The organism is Oceanisphaera sp. (assembly GCF_048268965.1).
Lineage (GTDB): Bacteria > Pseudomonadota > Gammaproteobacteria > Enterobacterales > Aeromonadaceae > Oceanimonas.
Window position 1 is genome coordinate 40593 of the sequence record NZ_JBLWUK010000020.1, and the last position, 21271, is coordinate 61863.

A 21271-nucleotide genomic window follows, 5' to 3' on the forward strand; every position below is an offset into this window, starting at 1 on the left:
GAAGCGCCGGACTACAAAGCTCGGTGTTTGTCTTTGGCTGACAGCTTACGGCTTAAAACTGACCGCTACCCGCAGGGCTCTGGTTTTGCCGGATCCCTGCCCCTATAATGGCTCCATTTATCAAACCGGGAATATAAAATGACGCAGACAACACGACAAACGTTAGTGATGGGTAACTGGAAGCTCAACGGCAACAAGGCCATGGTGGCCAAGCTGATTAATGCCCTGCAAGCTCCGGCTGAAAAGCACCCAAACGTGGCGGTTGCCGTCTGCCCGCCTGTGTTATTTTTAGGTCAGGCTCAGGCGCTGTTAACGGATAGTCCTATTGCATTGGGCGCACAAGATGCCGATCTGCACGCCGAAGGCGCCTATACCGGCGAAAACTCCGCCGCCATGTATAAGGAATTTGGCGTGCAGTATGTGCTGGTAGGCCACAGCGAGCGCCGCACCCTGCATGGCGAAAGCAATGCCATGGTGGCGGCCAAGTTTGCCGCCGTACAAGGAGCAGGCTTGACACCTGTGCTCTGTATTGGTGAAACATTAGAGCAGTTTGAAGCCAAAGAAACCCAGGCCGTGGTAGAGCGTCAGCTACAGGAAGTGATTTCCCATTGCGGTATCGAGTCGTTTGCCAACGCCGTGATTGCCTACGAACCCGTGTGGGCCATTGGTACCGGTAAAACCGCCACCCCCGACATTGCCCAACAGGTGCATGCCGCCATTCGTACCTTTATCGCCGGCTTTGACACCACAGTGGCCGCCAGGGTACAAATTTTGTATGGCGGCTCGGTCAAAGGCGCCAGCGCCCCCGGCCTGTTTGCCATGGCCGATATAGACGGCGCCCTGGTGGGCGGTGCCGCCCTGCAGGCAGAAGAATTTGCCGCCATTATTCGCGCCGGCGGGTAAAAAGCCGTAAGGGGTAAGGGGGGAAGGGTAACGCGTGAAGTGTTTAACACCGGGCGATCTGCACAATGGCTGGCCTGTGTTTTCTGTATCCACCTCACCTTTCACCCTTTACGATTCATGGTCCAAAAATAATAAGGGAGCACATGATTAAACGCATTGGAGTACTGACCAGTGGTGGTGATGCCCCTGGCATGAACGCCGCCATTCGTGCCGTGGTACGAACCGGCCTGCATCATGGTCTGGAAGTGTTTGGCATTCACAGTGGTTACAAGGGTCTGCATCAAAATGACATAGTGCCACTGGAGCGTCATTCGGTATCCGATGTGATCACCCGTGGCGGCACCTTTTTAGGCTCGGCGCGCTTTCCGGAATTCAAGGACGAAGCCGTGCGCCTGCAGGCCGTGGCCAACCTTAAACAACACGCCATAGACGCCCTGGTGGTGATTGGTGGCGATGGCTCTTACATGGGTGCCATGTGTTTGACCGAACTGGGTTTTCCCTGTATCGGCATTCCCGGCACCATAGACAACGACATTGCCGGCACCGACTTTACCATAGGTTTTGACACCGCCCTTAATGTGGCCGTAGAGGCCATAGACCGGCTGCGCGATACCTGCAGTTCGCACAATCGTATTTCGGTAGTAGAAATCATGGGCCGTCATTGTGGTGACCTGACCTCGTCTGCCGCCGTGGCCGGGGGCGCCGAGTACGTTATCGTCCCCGAGGTGGCCTTCGATCAGGATGAGCTGATCCGCCAGATCCACGAAGGGGTCGCCAAGGGTAAGAAGCACGCCATTGTCGCCATTTGTGAAAACATGTGTGACGTCAATCGTCTGGCGTACGATATTCAGGCGGCGACCGGCCGTGACAGCCGCGCCACTATCTTGGGTCATGTGCAGCGTGGTGGCACCCCAACGGCACAAGACCGTATTATGGCCAGCCGCATGGGCGCTCGCGCCGTGGAGTTACTGCTGGAAGGCTACGGCGGTCGCTGCATGGGGCTGCAAAGCAACCACATAGTGCATCACGATATTATCGACTGCATCAAGCACTTGAAACGCCCCTTCAACGAAGAAATGTACCAGCTGTCGAACACGCTGTTTTAACGGCAATGAAGAGTGAAGGGTGAGGAGTAAAGAGTACTTAGATGGAGCCTGCTCGCCAGACCTGGCTCCATCTGGCTTCCACTGCCCCTCGAGATTGACCATAATGACGTTCACTTCATGTGTTAACGACGGGCCTGATGGATAATTTCGAGCTGAATGTCATGGTACTGCTGGCCGCGCTGGCCTGCTTTATCGGTGCCTATGTGCAAACCGCCATCGGTTTTGGCATGGCCATTGTGGCCGCCCCCATACTGTTCTATCTCAATCCTGCGCTGGTGCCTGGCCCACTCACTGTGGTGCTGCTGGTCATGTGCCTGGTGAATGGCTGGCGCTTTCGCAAGGGGCTGGAGTTTAATCTGCTGGCACCGGCACTGCTGGCGCGCATCCCCGGCAGCGCCCTCGGCGTCTTGCTGCTGGCCCTGGTGTCACAGCAGGTGCTGGCCATCTTTATTGCCGTTACCATCCTGCTCGGCATTCTGGTACGACTCAAGGATATCGCGCTGCCGATGACCCGCTCCAATATGGCGCTGGGCGGATTTTTGTCCGGTGTCATGGGCACCAGCACCACCATAGGCGGGCCACCCATGGTGCTGGTGATGCACGGCGCCGACATTCACCGCATTCGCGCCAATCTGGCCGGTTTCTTCGTGGTGTCTTCTCTGATGTCGGTCGGCGCCCTGAGCCTGGGGGGATTTCTTTCCCCGGAACATATCAAGCTGGCTCTGCCACTGGTACCCGCCGCCCTGCTCGGCAACTGGGTGGCGGTCCATACCCTGCACCTGGTCTCCCGGCCAATAGTGCACTACGGCTCTTTGCTGCTTTGTGCTTTTGCCGTTATTGGCATGTTAATCAACACTTTTTTCTGAAAATCGGCCTATATCCACAATATATACGCCATTGTTAAACGCGTCATAAAGTCCGATAATAGCGGCTGTCATTTTATATTGCCGAGTGATCATGTCTGAATACCTGCTGCTGTTTGTCGGCACCGTGCTGGTCAATAATTTCGTGCTGGTCAAGTTTCTGGGTCTTTGCCCCTTCATGGGCGTGTCCGGCAAACTTGAAACAGCCATTGGTATGGGGTTAGCCACCACCTTTGTTCTTACACTGGCGGCGGCTTGCTCTTATCTGGTGAACCAGTACATTCTGCTGCCACTGGAACTTACCTATCTGCGCACCTTGTCGTTTATTCTGGTCATTGCCGTTGTGGTGCAGTTCACCGAGATGGTGGTGCACAAGACCAGCCCCACGCTGTATCGGCTGCTGGGCATCTTCCTGCCGCTGATCACCACCAACTGTGCGGTGCTGGGTGTGGCGCTGCTGAACATCAACGAGCAGCATAATTTTATGCAAAGCCTGGTGTATGGCTTTGGTGCCGCCCTGGGTTTTTCATTGGTATTGGTGTTGTTTGCCGCCATGCGCGAACGCCTGGCCGGCGCCGATGTGCCTGCGCCCTTTAAAGGCGCTGCGCTGGCCATGATCACGGCCGGCTTGATGTCTTTAGCCTTTATGGGCTTTACCGGATTGGTGAAGTTGTAATGAGTAATATTTTAATCGCCATTGCCGTATTGGCGCTGCTGGCGCTTATTTTTGGTGTGATTCTGGGCTTTGCCGCGGTCAAGTTTCGCGTGGAGTCCGATCCCATAGTGGAACAGCTGGACGAACTGCTGCCACAAACGCAATGCGGCCAGTGTGGTTATCCCGGTTGCCGCCCCTATGCCGAAGCCGTGGCCAACGGTGACGACGTTAACAAATGTGTGCCCGGTGGCGATGCCACCATGCGCAAAATTGCCGACCTGATGGGCGTAGAGCCTCAAGCCATGGGCGAAGCCGCCGCCGAGCCGGAAAAAAAGGTCGCCTTTATTCACGAAGACATGTGCATTGGTTGCACCAAGTGTATTCAGGCCTGCCCCGTCGACGCCATAGTGGGTGCCACCAAGGCCATGCACACCGTGATCAGTGATGAATGCACGGGCTGTGATTTATGTGTCGACCCCTGCCCCACCGACTGCATAGAAATGATCCCGCTGTCGGTCACTCCCGATAACTGGAAATGGCAACTGACGCCCATCGCCATTAAACAGGTAGATTAAGATGACGCTGTTAGAGAGCCTTAAAGCAGGCAAGCTGCATGATTTTCATGGGGGTATTCATCCGCCCCAGCGCAAGTCTCCCGCCAACCTGACGCCCATCAGTCAGGCCGGCCTGCCCGGTGAGCTGATACTGCAGGTACGCCAGCACATAGGTCAGCCCGCGCAAATCAAGGTGGCTGTGGGTGAGCGGGTATTAAAAGGCCAGCACCTGACCGAGCCGCTTAACCCCATGATGATACCGGTGCACGCCCCGACGTCGGGCACCATCAGCGCCATTGAAGACAGGCCCCTGTGTCATCCTTCCGGGCTGAGCGGACTCTGCATAGTACTCACCCCCGACGGCCAGGAAGAATGGCGGCAGCGGTTTCCGGTCGCCGACTATCGCCTGCTGGATGCCGATGTATTATTGACGCGCCTGCATCAGGCTGGCGTGACCGGCCTGGGTGGCGCGGGTTTTCCGGCACACGTCAAGCTGACGCCCCGCAACCTCGCCATTAACACCCTGATCATCAATGGGGTGGAATGCGAGCCTTATATCAGTGCCGATGATCGGCTGATGCGCGAGCACCCGCAGGATATTCTGCAGGGCATCGATATTCTGCGCCACATAGTCAAGCCCGAGCACACCATACTGGCGGTAGAAGACAACAAGCCCGAAGCGCTGGCCGCGCTCAAGGCCGCCAACCAGGATGCCAGCCTGCTGATCGTGGCCGTGCCCACCAAGTACCCTTCAGGTGGCGAAAAACAGTTAATTGAAATACTCACCGGCCGGCAGGTGCCCAGCAAAGGGCTGCCAGCCGACCTGGGGATAGTGGTGCAAAACGTCGGCACCGCCTTTGCCGTTAAGAATGCCATTATTGATGACGAGCCTCTGATCCGGCGTGTGGTCACCCTGGCTGGCGAAGCCTTTAGCGAGCCCGGTAATGCCTGGGTACACATTGGCACACCGGTACGATATTTATTGCAACGCTATGGCCTTAAGGCAGAGCGGGAGCAGCGAGTGATCATGGGTGGCCCCATGATGGGCTTTACCCTGCACAGCGCCGCGGCCCCCATCATTAAAGGCAGCAACTGTGTTCTGGCGCCCAAGTACGCCGAATTGTCGCCACCGGCAGAAGAAATGGCCTGCATTCGCTGTAGCCAGTGTGCCGACGCCTGCCCGGCCAGCCTGCTGCCTCAGCAATTATACTGGTACGCCCGCAGCGACGATCACGACAAGCTGCACAGCCACAACCTGTTCGACTGCATAGAATGCGGCGCCTGTGCCTATGTCTGCCCCAGCAACATTCCCCTGGTGCAATATTATCGGGTCGCCAAGGCAGATATTCGTCATGCCGAACGCGAGGCCGAACTGGCCGATCAGGCCAAACAACGCTTTGAAGCCCGCCAGGAGCGGCTGGCCCGCGAAAAAGCCGAACGCCAGGTCAGACAAGCCAAAGCCGCCGCCGAGCGCCAGGCCCGCATGGCCGAGCAGAAAGCCAAAACCGGCGAAGATCCGGTTGCCGCGGCCCTTGCCCGGGTCAAGGCGCGCCAGCAGGCTGCCGCCCCCGACGACATGGCCGCGGCCCGCGCCGCACGCAAAGAAGAAGCACGTCGCAACCGTGCCCTGAAACAGGAAGCACAAGCGGCGGCACCCGGCGACAGCGCCAACGAAGATCAAACAACTGCCACCAAGGATAAACAATCGGCGGTCGCCGCCGCAGTGGCACGGGCCAAGGCCCGCAAGGCGGCCCAGCAGGCCGAGGCCGGCGAATCACCGGCTGCCTCGGCCGCAGACGATAAACAAGCCTCGGTGAAGGCCGCGGTCGCACGGGCCAAGGCCCGCAAGGCGGCGCAACAGGCAGAAGCCGGCGAGTCGCCGGCTGCCACGGCTGAAGACGATAAAACCGCCGCGGTGAAGGCCGCAGTGGCACGCGCCAAGGCCCGCAAGGCGGCCCAGCAGGCCGAGGCCGGCGAGTCGCCGGCTGCCACGGCCGAAGACGATAAACAAGCCGCGGTGAAGGCGGCGGTCGCAAGGGCCAAGGCCCGCAAGGCGGCCCAGCAGGCAGAAGCCGACGAGTCGCCGACTGCCACGGCCGAAGACGATAAAACCGCCGCGGTGAAAGCCGCGGTCGCAAGGGCCAAGGCCCGCAAGGCGGCTCAGCAGGCAGAAGCCGGCGAATCGCCGGCTGCCCCCGCAGCGCCAGTCGACGCCACACCCGCAGAGGCGGCAACTGTGGATCCGGCAGCCGCCAAAAAGGCGGCCATTAAAGCCGCGGTAGCCAAAGCCAAGGCGCGCCAGGCGCAACAAAAGCAGGCGACGAGCACCTCATCAGATAAACCATTAAACAAAGAAGACGAGTCATAATGGCGTTAACCATCAGCAGTTCACCCCACGACAGCGTGCCGCTAGACACCCCCACCCTGATGCGGCGGGTCTGTTATTGCCTGATCCCCGGTATTGCCGCACAGTGGTGGTTTTTTGGTGCGGGCAGCCTGATTCAAATTCTGCTGGCCGTGCTCACCGCCTATGGTGCCGAGGCGCTGGTATTAACACTAAGAGGACGACGCCTAAACCAGCTTAAGGATAACTCGGCGCTACTCACCGCCATCCTCATTGGTATTGCCATGCCGGCACTGGCCCCCTGGTGGCTGGTGGTGATTGGTACCGCCTTTGCCATTATTGTTGCCAAGCACCTCTATGGTGGCATAGGTCAAAACCTGTTTAACCCGGCCATGGTGGCCTATGTGCTCTTGCTGGTATCGTTTCCGCTGCACATGACCAGCTGGCTGCCGCCCCTCGAGTTACAGCTGTATCCGGTGACCCTTGCCGACAGTCTCTCCGCCATTTTCACCGGCTTTACCCTGGACGGTTTCAGCCCGCACCAGCTGCGCGAACTGGCCGATGGCACCACCATGGCCACGCCACTCGATACCTTGAAAACCGGCTTTACCCAGGGCCATACCCACAGTGAAATTATCACCAGTCCCGTTTTTGCCGGTCTGGCGGGGTTGGGCTGGCAGTGGGTGAATCTCGCCTATCTGGCCGGTGGCCTGTTGATGTTGCGGCTCAAGCTGATCAGCTGGCCCATTCCGGTGGCCATTCTCGCCAGTTTATTGCTGTTCAGCCTGACGGGCTTTTTAATGGCACCCGACAGCGCCATCAGCCCCACCCTGCATCTGTTATCCGGCGCCACCATGCTGGGGGCCTTTTTTATTGCGACCGACCCGGTGTCGGCGGCCACCACCTTTAAAGGCCGCTTGATTTACGGTGTGCTGATCGGCTTGCTGATTTATGTCATCCGTACCTTTGGCGGCTATCCGGACGCCATCGCCTTTGCGGTCTTGCTGGCCAACATGACGGTGCCCATGATTGATGCGCTCACCAAACCCACCACGTATGGAGCCGCTCGATAATGCTGGAAATGATGCGCAAGAATGCTCTGACCCTGGCGCTGTTCGCCCTGGCCTGTACCGCCCTGGTGGCCGTGACGCATCAGCTGACGCGCCACACCATTGTTGAACAAGAACAAGCGCAATTGCTGCGCGTGCTCGACGAGTTGCTGCCCGAAGACAGCCACGACGAGCCCTTGTTCGAGCATTGCGTTATGCTCGGCAATGAACAGTTTTTAGGCAGCAGCGAGCCCCTGCCGGTCTTTACCGCGGTTAAAAACGGTCAACCTCAAGGCTATGCCATAGAGGCGGTTGCACCCGACGGCTACAGTGGCGAAATCAAACTGGTGGTGGGCGTGAACACAGATGGCAGCCTGAGTGGCGTGCGGGTGTTGAATCACAACGAAACGCCCGGTCTGGGCGACAAGATAGAACTTAAAAAATCGGCCTGGGTGCTGGGCTTTAACGGCAAGTCGCTTCTCGGGGAAGACGATATGCGCTGGGCCGTGCGTGCAGACGGCGGGCAGTTTGACGCCTTTACCGGTGCCACCATTACCCCCAGAGCCGTGGTAAAAGCCGTGCGCAAGGTGTTGCTGCTTGTCAGCCAGCAACCGCACTTACTGACCCAGGCCCCGGCGTGTGGAGAAACACTCTGATGAACGAACAATATAAAGACATTATCAACCAGGGTTTATGGCGCAATAACCCGGCTCTGGTACAGGTGTTGGGCTTGTGCCCCGTGCTGGCAGTAACCAGCACAGTCACCAATGCCATGGGGCTGGGTATTGCGACCCTGCTGGTGCTGGTGGGGTCCAACGTCAGCGTCTCGCTGGTGCGCCAATGGGTGCCGAACGAGGTGCGCATTCCTATTTACGTGATGATTATTGCCAGTCTGGTGACCTGTGTGCAGCTGCTGATGAACGCCTACACCTATGGCCTGTATCAGTCTTTGGGCATTTTCATTCCCCTTATTGTAACCAACTGCGTGATCATCGGCCGCGCCGAAGCCTTTGCCTCCAAAAACAGTGCCCCTCTGGCCGCACTGGACGGTTTGATGATGGGCCTGGGCTTTACTGCCGTGTTGTTGGTGCTGGGCGGACTGCGTGAGCTCCTGGGCCAGGGCACCTTGTTTGATGGCGCCGAGCTTTTGCTGGGTGACTGGGCCAGCAGCCTGCGCCTTGATGTGTTGCACCTGGATAACGGCTTTTTGCTGGCCATTCTGCCCCCCGGTGCCTTTATTGGTCTGGGGCTGATGATAGCGGCCAAAAACTGGTTGGACGGCCGCATTGCGGCCCGTCAGGCCCCGGCCCCTAAAGTCGAGATCACCCGAGCGCGAGTCACTTCATTATGAATATGCAAAAACGGCGACAGATTCTGGAGCGGCTGCGGGCCGAAAACCCGCACCCCACTACCGAGCTGAATTTTCGTAATCCCTTTGAATTACTGATTGCGGTGCTGCTATCAGCCCAGGCGACCGACGTGAGCGTCAACAAGGCCACCATAGGCCTGTTTGCTGCCGGCCCTACCCCGGCGGCCATGCTGGCGCTTGGCGTAGACGGCGTCAAAGAGCACATCAAAACCATAGGCCTGTTTAACACCAAGGCCGAAAACGTCATTAAAACCTGCACCATGCTGATTGAGCTGCACGGCGGCGAAGTACCGGAAAACAGAGCCGCACTGGAAGCCTTGCCCGGTGTCGGCCGCAAAACCGCCAACGTCGTCCTCAACACCGCCTTTGGCTGGCCGACCATAGCCGTGGACACCCATATTTTTCGGGTCGCCAACCGCACTGCCTTTGCCAAAGGCAAGACTGTAGAAGAAGTAGAGCAACGGCTGTTAAAATGGGTACCCGCCGAGTTCAAGCTGGATGTACATCACTGGTTTATCCTGCATGGCCGTTACACCTGCATTGCCCGCAAACCCCGCTGCGGCTCCTGCATCATAGAAGATCTGTGTGAGTTTAAAGACAAACAAGAGATATAAACATACAACTCCAAACACCCAATACAGGCCGACAGTGTCTTTTGTAGCTGCCAATTTATTCGGCAGGCCAGCGTAGCTGGATGGTTTTACATACAACCTTTACAAACGTATTGTCTTTGGTAGGGTCGACTTATTTTAGGTAAGAATATTCGACCAAAAACTCTGGCTCGCCCCTAAAACGGTCGAATGAATTCGACCCTACACGCAGCTTTAACCGCACTGCTGTTGCGATATAAAATGAACAGGCTATAGGCAGCCTTACTCGGTTAATAGCCTGACTTTCTGATACAATGCAATCACTTAGCACAAGCTCCAAGGCAGGCAATGCCTGCCACTCATCCTCACTCTGGGAGATTAAATTAATGCGTATACTGCACACCATGCTACGGGTCGGTCATCTGGACAAGTCCATCGCCTTTTATACCGATGTCATGGGTATGAAACTGCTGCGCACCAGCGAAAATGAAGAGTATAAATACACGCTGGCCTTTGTGGGTTACGGCAAAGAAGAAGACGAAGCCGTGCTGGAGCTTACCTACAACTGGGATACCGACAGTTACGATCAGGGCACAGCCTATGGCCATATTGCCATTGAAGCCGACGATATCTATGCCATGTGCGAGCAAATTCGCCAAGCCGGCGGCAAGATTGTTCGTGAGCCGGGCCCGGTAAAAGGCGGCACTACTGTCATTGCCTTTGTTGAAGATCCGGACGGTTACAAAATCGAGCTGATCGCCAAAGACGACGCCGGTAAAGGCTTGGGCGAATAACACACAGCCGTACGCTTTACGCCATACGCTGTAAGCAAAGAACGGGAGCTGTACTCTCCTTTCACTTACAGCGTAAGGCGTACCACTGCCTGAAGATTGAGATACCGGAGCAAGTCCGGTAAGACGGCATGAGAACAGTGTTTACTGCAGGCAAACACTTGTTCTCGCGGTCGGCGGTTGTGGTTTAATATCTTTTTGAAGAAACCGGCGGTTTTCAACCCAGTTGTCCAAATAGCCGTGTCTAAACGGCTATTTTATTTCGTTCAAATAACCATACGCTGTAAGCAAGGAGCGGTATTCTCCTTTAACTTACGGCGTACAGCGTAAGACGTACCGCTTCCCGAAGCGGCTTATCGTGATGGCAAAATCACATCTTCAAACAGCTGGTCCCGCTCTTCTGCGGTTTTCAAGGCGGTGGCCTTGTCGACTCGCTCCCGGGTCAGGTGCGGTGCAAAGCGCTCCATAAAGTCATACATATAACTGCGCAAGAAAGTGCCTTTGCGAAAGCCGATTTTGGTGGTGCTGGAGGCAAACAAGTGACTGGCGTCAATGGCAACCAGATCCGAGTCCTGTACGGGATCAACGGCCATGTTCGCCAATACCCCTATCCCTATGCCTAATCGCACATAAGTTTTAATGACGTCGGCATCGGTGGCGGTAAAGACGACCTTGGGTTCGAAACCGGCCTTGTTAAAGGCGAGATCCAGTTCGGAACGTCCGGTAAAACCAAACACATAAGTCACCAGCGAATAGTGCGCGATATCGGCAATATCCGGCTTTTCTATTTCGGCCAGCGGATGACCCTTGGGCACCAGAATACAGCGGTTCCAGTGATAGCAGGGCAGCATGATCAAGTCTTGATACAAATGCATGGCCTCGGTGGCAATGGCAAAATCAGAAGCGCCCTTGGCGACCGACTCACTAATTTGTACCGGTGTGCCCTGGTGCATATGCAGCGACACTTTAGGGTAGCGGTTAATGAAGCCCTGGATCACCTCGGGCAAGGCATAACGCGCCTGGGTATGGGTAGTAGAAATGTTCAGCGAGCCCTGATCAGGGTGAGTATGCTGGCTGGCCACCGCCTTGATGCTCTCCACCTTACCCAGGATTTCGCTGGAGATGCGAATAATGTCTTTACCCGCCGGCGTGACACGGGTCAGGTGCTTACCACTACGCTCGAATACCTGGACGCCCAGCTCATCTTCCAGCATCCGCACCTGCTTGCTGATACCCGGTTGTGAGGTATAGAGGCTCTCGGCCGTAGCGGAAACGTTCAGGTTATTATTGGCAACTTCAACGATATAGCGTAACTGCTGCAGTTTCATGGTATCTCACACTTAGATAGGGAACGGCTTTATAACTAAATATTATCAGACCTAAAAAAATTATCCTCATTATCGGCCATTAATAACGATAGGTTATATGCCGTTTGATTACAAAAACCTGCTTTACAGCACTCATTTGGAGATGGACGTTAGCCAAACCCCGGGGACTGGGGTACATTTCTTGTTATCTTTCTTATAACTCACACTAACCGAGCCGCCACTATATGACGCTGACCCTGATCCTCATGGCTATAGGCGCCCTGCTTTTGCTGATCATCATCTACAATATTGTGCAGCAATATTGGCAAAAGCAGGAAGAAGAAAAGCGAGCCTTACTGTTGTTTCATAATAATATTATTAATGAAACAGATGACCTTTTGCATAATGCCAACCAGCTTCCCTTCAGCAACATCTTGCTGGTCACACTGTATAATCGTATGTTGCACAGCCTGCAAACCATGCAACAGCAAAACCGCAACGACGCCCGGATAAAAACACGCTGCCTGAATATCGAGCAGCAAATACGGCAAATAACGAAAAACGAGCCATCAGAGTTGCCCGAACTTGTCTCTCCCGACTCGGATCAGCAGGCCATTCACATGTTAAAAGTGGTCAAGCGGCTGCGCGCCGTGCTGGATATTGAGCATAATAAGGGCAGGATAGATAATCAGGATTTTTTTCAGGAAGACAGGCGTTTGGAGCTAATACGGCTAAAGCTCAACCTGACTAATCTTTCCCGACATACCCACACAGCTCTGGACAATGACGAGCCCCACACGGCGCGTCAGATGCTGGAAAAGGGGCTTGCCGTGCTGGAAAAAACCCCCGAAAAGGATGAACAGCTGAACAAGCTGGAAAATAATCTGCAACAGCAACTGGATGAACTCACCCTTGCCCAGGAGCAGGAACAGCAAGAGAAAAAAGCGCAGCAGGCCCGACAGGAAGAGCAGGAAAAGTCCGAGCTCGACGTACTGTTTGAACCCAAACGAAAATGGTAACGCCCATGCCCATCCTGGAAGATGTACTTGGCAATGTTCGCCACTTTTTAACCGAGCTGGAACAAGGCATGCTGGATCATGGCCTGTCCCTTGGGCTGGGTCCCATGGATCACCTCTGTTATCGCGCCAGAGATAACGCAGAATACCTGAGCATGCGCACTCGGCTGGCTGAATTTGGTGACATCCTGGTTGAAGGCATGATTGGCAACCGCCCCATTATCACCTTTAAACTGTTTCACCCGCTGGCGAGCCCTTTTGGTGCGATTCCCTGCATCGAGCTGGCGGCCCCCAAGCCGGGCAAGCAACACAGCCACGGGTTAGAGCACGGTGAAATTGTAGTCCCTCACCTGCAGCAACTGCTTGATGATTACCCCTGGGTCCCTTTTAACCGCACCGCCTTGCACAGCCGGGCGCCCGAGCTCACCCTGGCACTGGCGCCTTATCAAATTAAATTTCATTGCCACAGCCTGGCTGACACCATAGTGCGGGAAATCGCCCACCAGCAGGTGGTGCCCGTGCCTGATGATTACTTTACAAGACAGGGAGAGGAGTGAGCGGCAACTCGTCAGGTGTTGAGCCCCTCATCCGTCAGGGTTGACGCGGCCCGCTCTTTACGGAGCAGTCTCAGTGTTAACCCCGCCGTCATCAGCAACACCAGCCACATGCCCAGGGCGACACCGGGCAGGCCTGCTCGCTCCCAAAACGGATACAAATACAAACCGCCCAGGCTGGCTCCAAGATAATAAAACACCAGGTACAGTGATGATGCCAGGGCTCTGTGCTGCTGCACGCTGCGCCCTACCCAACTGCTGGCGCAGGCATGGGCCAGAAAGAAGGCGAAGCTGTCGACGAACAGCGTCAACAGGATAATCGGTAACTGCCCGCTGAGCAGACCCAGGTTGCCGATGGCCATAATGGCGATCGCCCCCAACAGGGTCTGACACAAACCGAAGCGATTGATCAGCCAGCCGCTGATCCCCGAGGCAAAGGTGCCCGTCAAATAGGTTAAAAACAATAATCCCAGGGCAGCAGGCGCCATGTGAATGGGAGGAGCGGATAAATAAAATGCCACATAGGTGTACTGGTTTAAAAACACCATGAAGTTCAGCCCGCCCACCAGATAAACGGGCCACAGCAGCGGATTTTTAATGTGGCTCAATAACGCGGCTCCCCCCTGCCCCTTGCTCGTGGGCACAAAGGATTGGGAGGCCGGCAGCCACTTCAGTAAGGGTAACCAGAGTAACAGGCTGGCGGCAGCCAATACCATGAAGCTGGTTTGCCAGCCGCCTCCCCACTCGGCCAGCAAGCCGCCCAGCACCCGCCCGGCTATGCCGCCCAGTGAGTTGGCCGCAATATACACACCGATACTGGTGACCAGGGCTTTAGGGGTAAACTCCTCGCCCATATAGGCCACCGCAGTGGCAGGCAAACCGGCCAGAAAGAAGCCCTGCAACCCACGGGCAAGCAACAAGCCGTTGAAATGGCTTAGCTGCGAGATCAGCACTCCCAACAGCAAGGCCACCAGCAAACAGCCCAGCATCACCGGCTTGCGCCCCAGCCGATCCGCGACTCGTGCCCAAAACAGCAAGCCAATGGCCAGCCCCAGGGTTGAAACAGACAACACCCAGCTTGCAGAAAGAGCCGATACCTCAAAGTCTTGCGCCAGCAGGGGTAATAGCGGCTGAGCAATATACAAGTTAATAAATACCAGCATAGAACCCAGGCCCAGTGCCAGGGTGGCGCGCCACCACAAGGTGGTTTTCAGCTCTATCATGTTTTTCTCCTCGATAAGAGCCTTGACCTTAACGCCTGCCAGCGTATAAATGAAATATATAAAATCAATTAAAATAATAAGTTGTTGTTATGCTTGAAACCAAATGGCTGCGCCAGTTTGCAGCGGTGGCGCGGGAGGGAAATATTACGCGGGCCGCAAAGCTGCTGCACCTGGCGCAGCCCGCCGTGACCATGACCATTAAAAAACTGGAACGACAGCTGGGCATTAATCTGTTTGATCGGCACAAGGGACGCCTGCACCTGACCGCCGAGGGTGAGCGACTGTATCAACATGCCGAGCGCATTCTGGATGCCCTGACGCTGGCCGAGCAAGACATGGCCGCCTTGCAGGATCTGAGCAGTGGTGAGGTGTGCATCGGCATTCCCAGCATGCTGGGCTCATTTTACTTTCCGCCCTTGCTCATGGCCTTTAAAGATGAATACCCGGGTCTGTCGATTCGGGTAGAAGAAGCCGGTACTCAAGATGTATTGGCCAAGCTGTGCCAGGGGCAATTAGGGTTGGGGATAGTCCTCACCTCTTCTTTGCCGAGCGAACTCACCGGCCTGCCGTTATTGCGCGAAGAAATGGTGGCCGTGGTGAATGCCGAGCACCCCGCACGACAACAGCCGTTTATCACCATGGAAGATTTTTTGGCCGAGGAGCTGGCCGTCTTTCGCCACGGTTTTTTTCATCGCGAATATATAGAGGACATGGCCAGACAGAGTGGCCTTGTTCCGCACATTGGCTTCGAGAGTAATCTTATTCCGTTATTGAAGGCGGTCGTTCGCCAGGGATTTGCCATTACCAGCTTTTTGCGCCTGGTTATTCAAGAGGATCCCGACTTGTTTGCCGTCTCGTTTGCCGAGCCCTACTTCCTGGATTTATGCCTGGCCTGGCCCAACAACCACCCCCTGTCCCGCGCCGAACAGGCCTTTGTCGAGTTTATGAAAAAATCAGCGCCTAAGAGCAGCTGAAAGCGGTCAGCTACCAACCAAAAACCTTTTGCCACGGACGAACACCAAAAAACCAGACAAATGTAGGGTCGAATTCATTCGACCGCTTTTGGCCCGTGCCACGGTTTGTGATCGAATATTCTTTGCATAAAATATGGACCCTACAAAAAATACCGTGCCTCTTCTGTAGTCCGGCGCTTTAGCTGCTGGTCCTGCGTTAGCAGGAAGAGGTTTGGCTGTTTCTGATCGCTGAGCGCTTACCGCTCTGTTTCGGTGCTTTGTTGCAAAAGAGTCTTTTCCAGCTGAGCCTCGTCGAGTTGGTCGGCGCTCATGATCAGCATTCGCCCCAGTGCCAGCGCCTGGCGTTGGCTGGCGGTTTTTTGCACAGGGTCGGCCATATTATCGATATCCGCCACATGAGCCACGCCTATGGTGCGGCGTATGATTTCGCAGCCCGCATAGCCCAGGGCGTCTTGCCACACCCGCTGCAAGAAGTCGTTGATATACTCGGGGGCGGCCAGGGCAGGATCCGGCGTTTCACGGGCCAGCCGTAAACATTGCGCGTGATAACTGTGCCACAAGGCGCTGATATCCTGAATGCGTTGCAGCCGCCGGGGGGCAGACGACTGGCTGCAGAAATTGAGCAACAAGTTGGCGATGATCACCCCCAGATCGAAGCCCATGGGGCCATAGCCGCCAAACTCCGCATCAATCACCTTGAGCCGGCCCGCTGCCACCATCACGGATCCGGTATGCAGATCGCCGTGCAGCAATGCCTGTCCTTTGCAACGAAAGTCGTGCTTAAGCCTGGCCACGCGGAGCTTGAGTGCCTGGTCGGCCCACAGTTGCTCGGCGTCGTCACGGATTTCGGGAGCCACATTATTGCGTTCGTGATCACAAAAGGGATCGACAAAGTACACGGCTTCGCTGATCGCCATTAACTCCGGGTTGGCAAACTGCAGCTGTGCCGTGCGTTGCCCCAGATAGTCGAGCCTGAAGTCACTGCTGTGAACATGCACCTGTGCCAGATATATCCCCAGCTGCGCGGGGGCATCGGCAAAGTGCTGGCCCTCAAGCAGCGCCTGGCGCCACACTTGAAGATCCGATAAATCCTCCAGCAATATCACCGAAAGAGCCGGGTCATGGTGCAACACCGCCACCGTATATTCCGGGCTGTACTGGCCGTGATACAGCAATATTTCGGCTTCTATGCGCGCTCGGTCCCGGGTTAAAGGCCAGGACTCGCCAATGCAGCGAATATAGGGCAGCGCCTGCTTAACAATAAAGCCCTTGGCCTTGCCTGGCTGACACACCTTGAATACCTGGTTCAGGTTACCGTCCCCGATTTCCTCCCCCTGCAGGGTCACATCCGGATCAAGCCGGGCCGTTTGGCGCACATAGCCAATGGCATCTTCATGGTTGAATATTCGATATTGGCTCATAACAGCTCCCTGTTGCCGACCCCTGGTCACAGACAAAAATAATAAAGTCGCTCGCCACTGTAATAAAACCCACCCTGACCACGACTCAGCTATAACAACACAAACGAGACAAAATTCACAACATTGGTAACATTAGAGTCCTAAACGAGTGCGCAGACGCCAGGCAACATATACTCTGGTTATCAGCTGCAATTACACAAGAGTCATGATGGATCATAACGATAATACCGGGGCCCCCTTGCTAAGCGAGGAATTACGCCGACAAATGCTGCGCTTTGCCACCCTGCAGCTTAAAGACGCTCAACTGGCAGAAGATGCCGTACAGGAAGCCCTGTTGGGCGCCTTTAAATATGCAGACAGCTTCAATGGTCGTGCGGCCTACAAAAACTGGGTGTTTGCCATTCTTAAACACAAGATTGTGGATGTGATCCGCAAAAACCAGCGCCTGGTCACGCTTACCAGCCTGGGTGCCGACGACAGTAACGATCTGGAAGAGCAACTGTTTAACCGGTTTGGCATGTGGCACAAGGCAGAACGTCCCGTGGAGTGGAGCGCACCGGAAAGCAGCCAGGAAGACGACGAGTTCTGGACGCTGTTTGAATTATGTCTGGACAAGCTGCCGCCCAATCAGGGGCGTACTTTCATGATGCGGGAATTTATCGGGCTGGAAAGCCGGGAAATCTGCCTTGAGCTGGATTTAACGGTCAGCAACCTCAATGTACTGCTCTATCGAGCCCGATTACGTTTACGCGAATGCCTGGAAAACACCTGGCAACAACAAGGAGACTGCCCATGTTGAGCTGTCACAAAGCCACTCGATTGATGTCTGAAGGGCAAGAAAGGCCCTTGAGCAAATTTGAGCGTTTCTCTTTGGCGATGCACACCATGATGTGCAACGGTTGCCGTCAATTTGAACGGCAATTGCCGGTACTACGCTCGTTCGCCCACACCTTTGCCCACCGGCCCAATAATATTGGCCCGGGTAATAACCAACCAGATACCGAGAATAAAGACCGCGAGTAAGCGTGCGGCTACTGAACAGTTCAAAACCTAACACCATTTTTTGCCACGGAACCCACGGACCCCACGGACCCCACGGACCCCACGGACCCCACGGACGAAGAGCATAAACATAGCGGTAAGCCTTACGCTGTATGCCGTAAGTTAAAGACAAACACCGTCTTTCTTTACTGACAACGTACGGCTTAAAGCGTACAGCAGCCCACGGCAAGGCCAGGGTTTTAATCTTGATTTTTCTGTGGGTTCCGTGGATTCAGTGGCCAAGCAGTCTTTAGCCTTTAAAAGTAAACGAGCCACAGCGCCCAACTTATTGATGCGATATTTACTTCGCGACAGGCCGCGCCAATAAGCGGCCCTCTGATGAAGGAAGCAAGATGCGAGACACGTTACCGCTACTCGACTTAACGGGTTTTCCGGCACTCACGCGTAATGCGCTGGACACGCTGCAGGTAAACCTGGGCTATATGTGCAACATGAAATGCGTGCATTGTCATGTGGCTGCCGGCCCCCACCGCACCGAGATGATGGATGATGCCAATCTCGCCTTGATCCCCCGTGTATTGCAGGCCCGCCAGCTGACCACCCTGGATTTAACCGGCGGCGCCCCCGAAATGCATCCGCGCTTTCGCGAGGTAGTGATGGCGGCGCGCCAGCTTGGCGTGCGCGTAATAGACCGCTGCAACCTCACCATTTTATATGAGCCGGGCTATGAAACCCTGGCCGATTTTTTAGCCGAGCAACAGGTGGAAATTGTCGCCTCACTGCCCTGCTACGAGCTGGAAAATGTCGATAAGCAAAGAGGCAAAGGGGCCTTCAATAAAAGCATTGCCGCCTTGCAACAGCTGAATCGGCTGGGTTATGGCCAGCCCGACTCCGGCTTGACCCTCAACCTGGTTTATAACCCTCAGGGGCCGACCCTGCCACCGGAACAGCAAGGGTTGGAGGCGGCTTATCGCAAAGAGCTGCTGGAACATTTCGACATTCGCTTTAACCACCTGTTTGCGCTGGCCAACATGCCCATTAAACGCTTTGGCGATTACCTGATCACCAAGCGGCAGTTTCATGATTATCTCAAGTTGTTAAAAGACAACTTTTCTGCCGACAACCTGCCGGGCTTAATGTGTCGCAACCTGGTCAGTGTCGACTGGCAAGGCTATTTGTACGATTGCGACTTTAATCAGCAGCTGGGATTACGGCTGCCCACCACAGATGGACAAGCACACCAGCCTCACTTGCAGGATCTGCTGCACCGGGAGCTCGACGGCCAGCCGATACGGGTCGCCGAGCATTGTTATGGCTGTACCGCCGGCCAGGGCAGTAGCTGCGGTGGTGCCCTGCACGACGAGTCCAAAGCGTCATGAGGTTGTCGATCATTATCCCCATGCTGAACGAGGCCAGGGCGTTACCCAGCACCCTGGCGGCACTGCAACGCTGCGCGCCAAATGCCGAACTGATTTTGGTCGATGGCGGCAGTGTGGACCGCTCGGTGGCCATCGCCAAACACCACGGCGTCAGCGTATTGACTGCTCCACCAGGGCGCGCGAAACAAATGAACATGGGGGCCGAACAGGCCAACGGCGATTATCTCCTGTTTTTGCATGCCGACACTCTGCTACCCGACGGAGTGGAGGATCTGATCCGTTCGGCGCTGGCCCGGCACCCATGGGGGCGGTTTGATGTGGCCATCAGCGGTCGGCATTTCATGCTCAATGTCATCGGCACCATGATGAATTGGCGATCGCGTCTGACCGGCATTGCGACCGGCGACCAGGCCCTCTTTATGCGGCGCAGTGCCTATGAGGCCGCTGGCGGTTTTCCGGTACAGGAGTTAATGGAAGACATAGCCTTGAGCCAACGGTTAAAACGCCTGGGCCGCCCCGCCTGTTTAACACAAAAAGTGCTGACTTCGGGTCGGCGCTGGGAGCAATACGGCGTGTGGCGCACCATTTGGCTGATGTGGCGACTGCGCTTTGCCTATTGGCGTGGCGTGTGCCCCGGCCAATTGGCGAGGAGGTATCATTGAGCACCCGCATCATTATTTTTGCCAAGGCGCCGGTGGCGGGCCTGGCCAAAACCCGACTGATGCCGGTGCTGGGTGCCGAAGGGGCCGCCCGGCTGGCACAACAGATGCTGAACAGCACCATAGAGGCCTGCCTGGCCGCCGCACTCGGCCCGGTTGAGCTGTGTATGAGTCCGTCATTCTGCGCGCCCGAGTGGCAAGCGTTTTCGCTGCCGCCCGCCCTTGAGTTGAGTGAGCAAGGCGAAGGCGACCTGGGTCAGCGCATGGCCCGTGCGGCTCATCGAGCCCTGGTAGACAAGGGCGCACTACAACAGCAGGTATTGCTGGTCGGCACCGACTGTCCGCAGCTATCACCCGCGCTGTTACGCCGTGCCGCCCAGCGCCTGAGTACCCTGGATGCGGTGCTGCATCCCACCCGGGATGGCGGCTATGCCCTGCTGGGGCTGCGGCAATTTAATAACCACTTGTTTACCAACATGCCCTGGAGTACGGATCGGGTGGCCAATCTTACCCGACAGCGATTGGCGGCCCTGGGTTGGCACTATCAGCTGGCAGAGCAGCTGCAGGACATTGACGACCCGCAAGATCTGTTCTGGCTCACTGCCTGCTGGGCCGAGACTCTGCAGTCATCCATCACAGAGGCCGGTACCCATGCTTGAGCACGAACCCTGGATCCGGCTGGGCTGCTTTGCCGGTGTGCTGCTGACGATGATGCTGTGGGAATGGCGGTCGCCACGTCGGCCTCAGCACCTTGGCCGCCTGCGACGCTGGCCGCACAACTTGCTGTTGGTGGTGATTAATACCCTGTTGCTGCGGCTGTTTTTTCCGCTGGCGGCGGTGGGGGCCGCCTTGCTGGCCAGCGAGCACGGCTGGGGGCTGTTTAATCTGCTCGCTATCCCATTCTGGCTGAAGCTGGTGCTATGCCTGCTGATACTCGACCTGCTTATCTATTGGCAGCATCGGCTGTTTCACGCCCTGCCCGGGCTGTGGCGGTTGCACCGGGTACACCACGCGGATCTGGAGTTCGACGTCACCACAGGGCTGCGCTTTCATCCGCTGGAAATTTTATTGTCCATGCTGCTCAAGCTGGCCGCCGTCATCTTGCTGGGGGCACCGGCACTGGCGGTGTTATTGTTTGAGGTCTTGCTGAATGCCACCGCCATGTTCAACCACGGCAATATCAAGCTGCCAAAACGACTGGACGCTGTGCTGCGCCGGGTGCTGGTTACTCCGGATATGCACCGGGTCCATCATTCGGTGATCCCGACCGAGACCGACAGCAACTTTGGCTTTAACCTCCCCTGGTGGGATCGCCTGTTCGGCACCTATCAGGCACAGCCCAAAGCCGGCCAGCTGGGGATGACCATTGGCTTGACCCAGTTTCGTGATCCGGCAGAGCTGCGGCTGCACCGGCTGTTGTTACAGCCTTTTCACCGTAAATAATACCAAGCACATTAACTAAATGATCTATTTCATTGTTGTGTAGGCATTGGACAAAGGGACTACTCCGAC

23 protein-coding genes are annotated in these 21271 nt (G+C 56.0%); 20 read left to right on the top strand and 3 right to left on the bottom strand.

Features of this window, described 5'->3' with window-relative positions; translation table 11 throughout:
- Positions 1 to 138: 138 nt before the first annotated feature.
- The 11 genes from tpiA (at position 139) to gloA (ending at position 10227) form a co-directional block, all read left to right on the top strand.
- Positions 139 to 903 (top strand): triose-phosphate isomerase, encoded by a 765-nt coding sequence (gene tpiA, locus ACN0VL_RS10250; RefSeq protein ID WP_417617019.1) that lies wholly within the window; start codon positions 139 to 141, stop codon positions 901 to 903.
- Positions 904 to 1046: 143 nt separating this feature from the next.
- Positions 1047 to 2009: a 6-phosphofructokinase gene (pfkA, locus tag ACN0VL_RS10255; protein ID WP_417617021.1), complete on the top strand. Its 963-nt coding sequence runs from the start codon at positions 1047 to 1049 to the stop codon at positions 2007 to 2009.
- A 137-nt stretch (positions 2010 to 2146) separates the two neighbouring features.
- Complete coding sequence (locus ACN0VL_RS10260) at positions 2147 to 2875, top strand: TSUP family transporter (RefSeq protein WP_417617023.1); 729 nt, start codon at positions 2147 to 2149, stop codon at positions 2873 to 2875.
- A 91-nt stretch (positions 2876 to 2966) separates the two neighbouring features.
- Complete coding sequence (rsxA, locus tag ACN0VL_RS10265) at positions 2967 to 3548, top strand: electron transport complex subunit RsxA (RefSeq protein ID WP_417617025.1); 582 nt, start codon at positions 2967 to 2969, stop codon at positions 3546 to 3548.
- On the top strand, positions 3548 to 4102 hold the full coding sequence (gene rsxB / locus ACN0VL_RS10270; RefSeq protein ID WP_417617027.1) for an electron transport complex subunit RsxB: 555 nt from the start codon (positions 3548 to 3550) through the stop codon (positions 4100 to 4102). The genes rsxA and rsxB overlap by 1 nt, the downstream gene beginning before the upstream one ends.
- 1 nt (position 4103) lies before the next feature.
- Positions 4104 to 6449, top strand: a complete 2346-nt coding sequence (gene rsxC / locus ACN0VL_RS10275) for an electron transport complex subunit RsxC (protein WP_417617029.1) — start codon at positions 4104 to 4106, stop codon at positions 6447 to 6449.
- A complete protein-coding gene (gene rsxD / locus ACN0VL_RS10280) occupies positions 6449 to 7498 on the top strand; it encodes an electron transport complex subunit RsxD (protein WP_417617031.1) in 1050 nt (349 codons plus the stop codon). The genes rsxC and rsxD overlap by 1 nt, the downstream gene beginning before the upstream one ends.
- The gene (gene rsxG / locus ACN0VL_RS10285; RefSeq protein ID WP_417617033.1) at positions 7498 to 8130 is read left to right on the top strand and encodes an electron transport complex subunit RsxG; all 633 of its coding nucleotides are present in this window, start codon (positions 7498 to 7500) and stop codon (positions 8128 to 8130) included. Before rsxD ends, rsxG begins: the two co-directional genes overlap by 1 nt.
- Positions 8130 to 8825, top strand: coding sequence for an electron transport complex subunit E (locus tag ACN0VL_RS10290; RefSeq protein ID WP_417617035.1), 696 nt, complete (start codon positions 8130 to 8132; stop codon positions 8823 to 8825). Before rsxG ends, ACN0VL_RS10290 begins: the two co-directional genes overlap by 1 nt.
- Entirely contained in the window at positions 8822 to 9457 is a 636-nt protein-coding gene (gene nth, locus ACN0VL_RS10295) for an endonuclease III (protein ID WP_417617037.1), read from the top strand. The genes ACN0VL_RS10290 and nth overlap by 4 nt, the downstream gene beginning before the upstream one ends.
- A 362-nt stretch (positions 9458 to 9819) precedes the next feature.
- Positions 9820 to 10227 (top strand): lactoylglutathione lyase, encoded by a 408-nt coding sequence (gene gloA / locus ACN0VL_RS10300; RefSeq protein WP_417617039.1) that lies wholly within the window; start codon positions 9820 to 9822, stop codon positions 10225 to 10227.
- A gap of 350 nt (positions 10228 to 10577) precedes the next feature.
- Here the strand turns inward: gloA and cysB are convergent, their stop codons facing one another.
- The gene (cysB, locus tag ACN0VL_RS10305; RefSeq protein ID WP_417617041.1) at positions 10578 to 11552 is read right to left on the bottom strand and encodes an HTH-type transcriptional regulator CysB; all 975 of its coding nucleotides are present in this window, start codon (positions 11550 to 11552) and stop codon (positions 10578 to 10580) included.
- 224 nt (positions 11553 to 11776) lie between these two features.
- Here cysB and ACN0VL_RS10310 point away from each other — a divergent pair, with 224 nt between their 5' ends.
- Both ACN0VL_RS10310 and ACN0VL_RS10315 read left to right on the top strand, forming a co-directional pair.
- A complete protein-coding gene (locus tag ACN0VL_RS10310; protein ID WP_417617043.1) occupies positions 11777 to 12550 on the top strand; it encodes a DNA repair ATPase in 774 nt (257 codons plus the stop codon).
- Between the two features lie 5 nt (positions 12551 to 12555).
- Positions 12556 to 13104 carry a VOC family protein gene (locus ACN0VL_RS10315; RefSeq protein WP_417617045.1) on the top strand — a complete coding sequence of 183 codons (549 nt, stop codon included), beginning with the start codon at positions 12556 to 12558 and terminating at the stop codon, positions 13102 to 13104.
- A gap of 11 nt (positions 13105 to 13115) precedes the next feature.
- Here the strand turns inward: ACN0VL_RS10315 and ACN0VL_RS10320 are convergent, their stop codons facing one another.
- A complete protein-coding gene (locus ACN0VL_RS10320; protein WP_417617047.1) occupies positions 13116 to 14324 on the bottom strand; it encodes an MFS transporter in 1209 nt (402 codons plus the stop codon).
- Positions 14325 to 14413: 89 nt separating this feature from the next.
- On the opposite strand from ACN0VL_RS10320, the gene ACN0VL_RS10325 reads away from it, so the two are divergent.
- Complete coding sequence (locus ACN0VL_RS10325) at positions 14414 to 15298, top strand: LysR family transcriptional regulator (RefSeq protein WP_417617049.1); 885 nt, start codon at positions 14414 to 14416, stop codon at positions 15296 to 15298.
- Between the two features lie 236 nt (positions 15299 to 15534).
- Here the strand turns inward: ACN0VL_RS10325 and mtnK are convergent, their stop codons facing one another.
- Positions 15535 to 16719 (bottom strand): S-methyl-5-thioribose kinase, encoded by a 1185-nt coding sequence (gene mtnK / locus ACN0VL_RS10330; protein ID WP_417617051.1) that lies wholly within the window; start codon positions 16717 to 16719, stop codon positions 15535 to 15537.
- 205 nt (positions 16720 to 16924) lie between these two features.
- Between mtnK and ACN0VL_RS10335 the strand changes: the two genes are divergently transcribed.
- The 6 genes from ACN0VL_RS10335 (at position 16925) to ACN0VL_RS10360 (ending at position 21202) form a co-directional block, all read left to right on the top strand.
- Positions 16925 to 17518 carry a sigma-70 family RNA polymerase sigma factor gene (locus ACN0VL_RS10335; RefSeq protein ID WP_417617053.1) on the top strand — a complete coding sequence of 198 codons (594 nt, stop codon included), beginning with the start codon at positions 16925 to 16927 and terminating at the stop codon, positions 17516 to 17518.
- A complete protein-coding gene (locus ACN0VL_RS10340; protein ID WP_417617055.1) occupies positions 17512 to 17742 on the top strand; it encodes a zf-HC2 domain-containing protein in 231 nt (76 codons plus the stop codon). The genes ACN0VL_RS10335 and ACN0VL_RS10340 overlap by 7 nt, the downstream gene beginning before the upstream one ends.
- Before the next feature lie 371 nt (positions 17743 to 18113).
- Entirely contained in the window at positions 18114 to 19100 is a 987-nt protein-coding gene (gene arsS, locus ACN0VL_RS10345) for an arsenosugar biosynthesis radical SAM (seleno)protein ArsS (RefSeq protein WP_417617057.1), read from the top strand.
- Positions 19097 to 19762, top strand: a complete 666-nt coding sequence (locus tag ACN0VL_RS10350) for a TIGR04283 family arsenosugar biosynthesis glycosyltransferase (RefSeq protein ID WP_417617059.1) — start codon at positions 19097 to 19099, stop codon at positions 19760 to 19762. Before arsS ends, ACN0VL_RS10350 begins: the two co-directional genes overlap by 4 nt.
- Entirely contained in the window at positions 19759 to 20418 is a 660-nt protein-coding gene (locus ACN0VL_RS10355; RefSeq protein WP_417617061.1) for a TIGR04282 family arsenosugar biosynthesis glycosyltransferase, read from the top strand. The genes ACN0VL_RS10350 and ACN0VL_RS10355 overlap by 4 nt, the downstream gene beginning before the upstream one ends.
- Positions 20411 to 21202 (top strand): sterol desaturase family protein, encoded by a 792-nt coding sequence (locus ACN0VL_RS10360; protein WP_417617063.1) that lies wholly within the window; start codon positions 20411 to 20413, stop codon positions 21200 to 21202. The genes ACN0VL_RS10355 and ACN0VL_RS10360 overlap by 8 nt, the downstream gene beginning before the upstream one ends.
- The last annotated feature ends 69 nt before the right edge of the window (positions 21203 to 21271 follow it).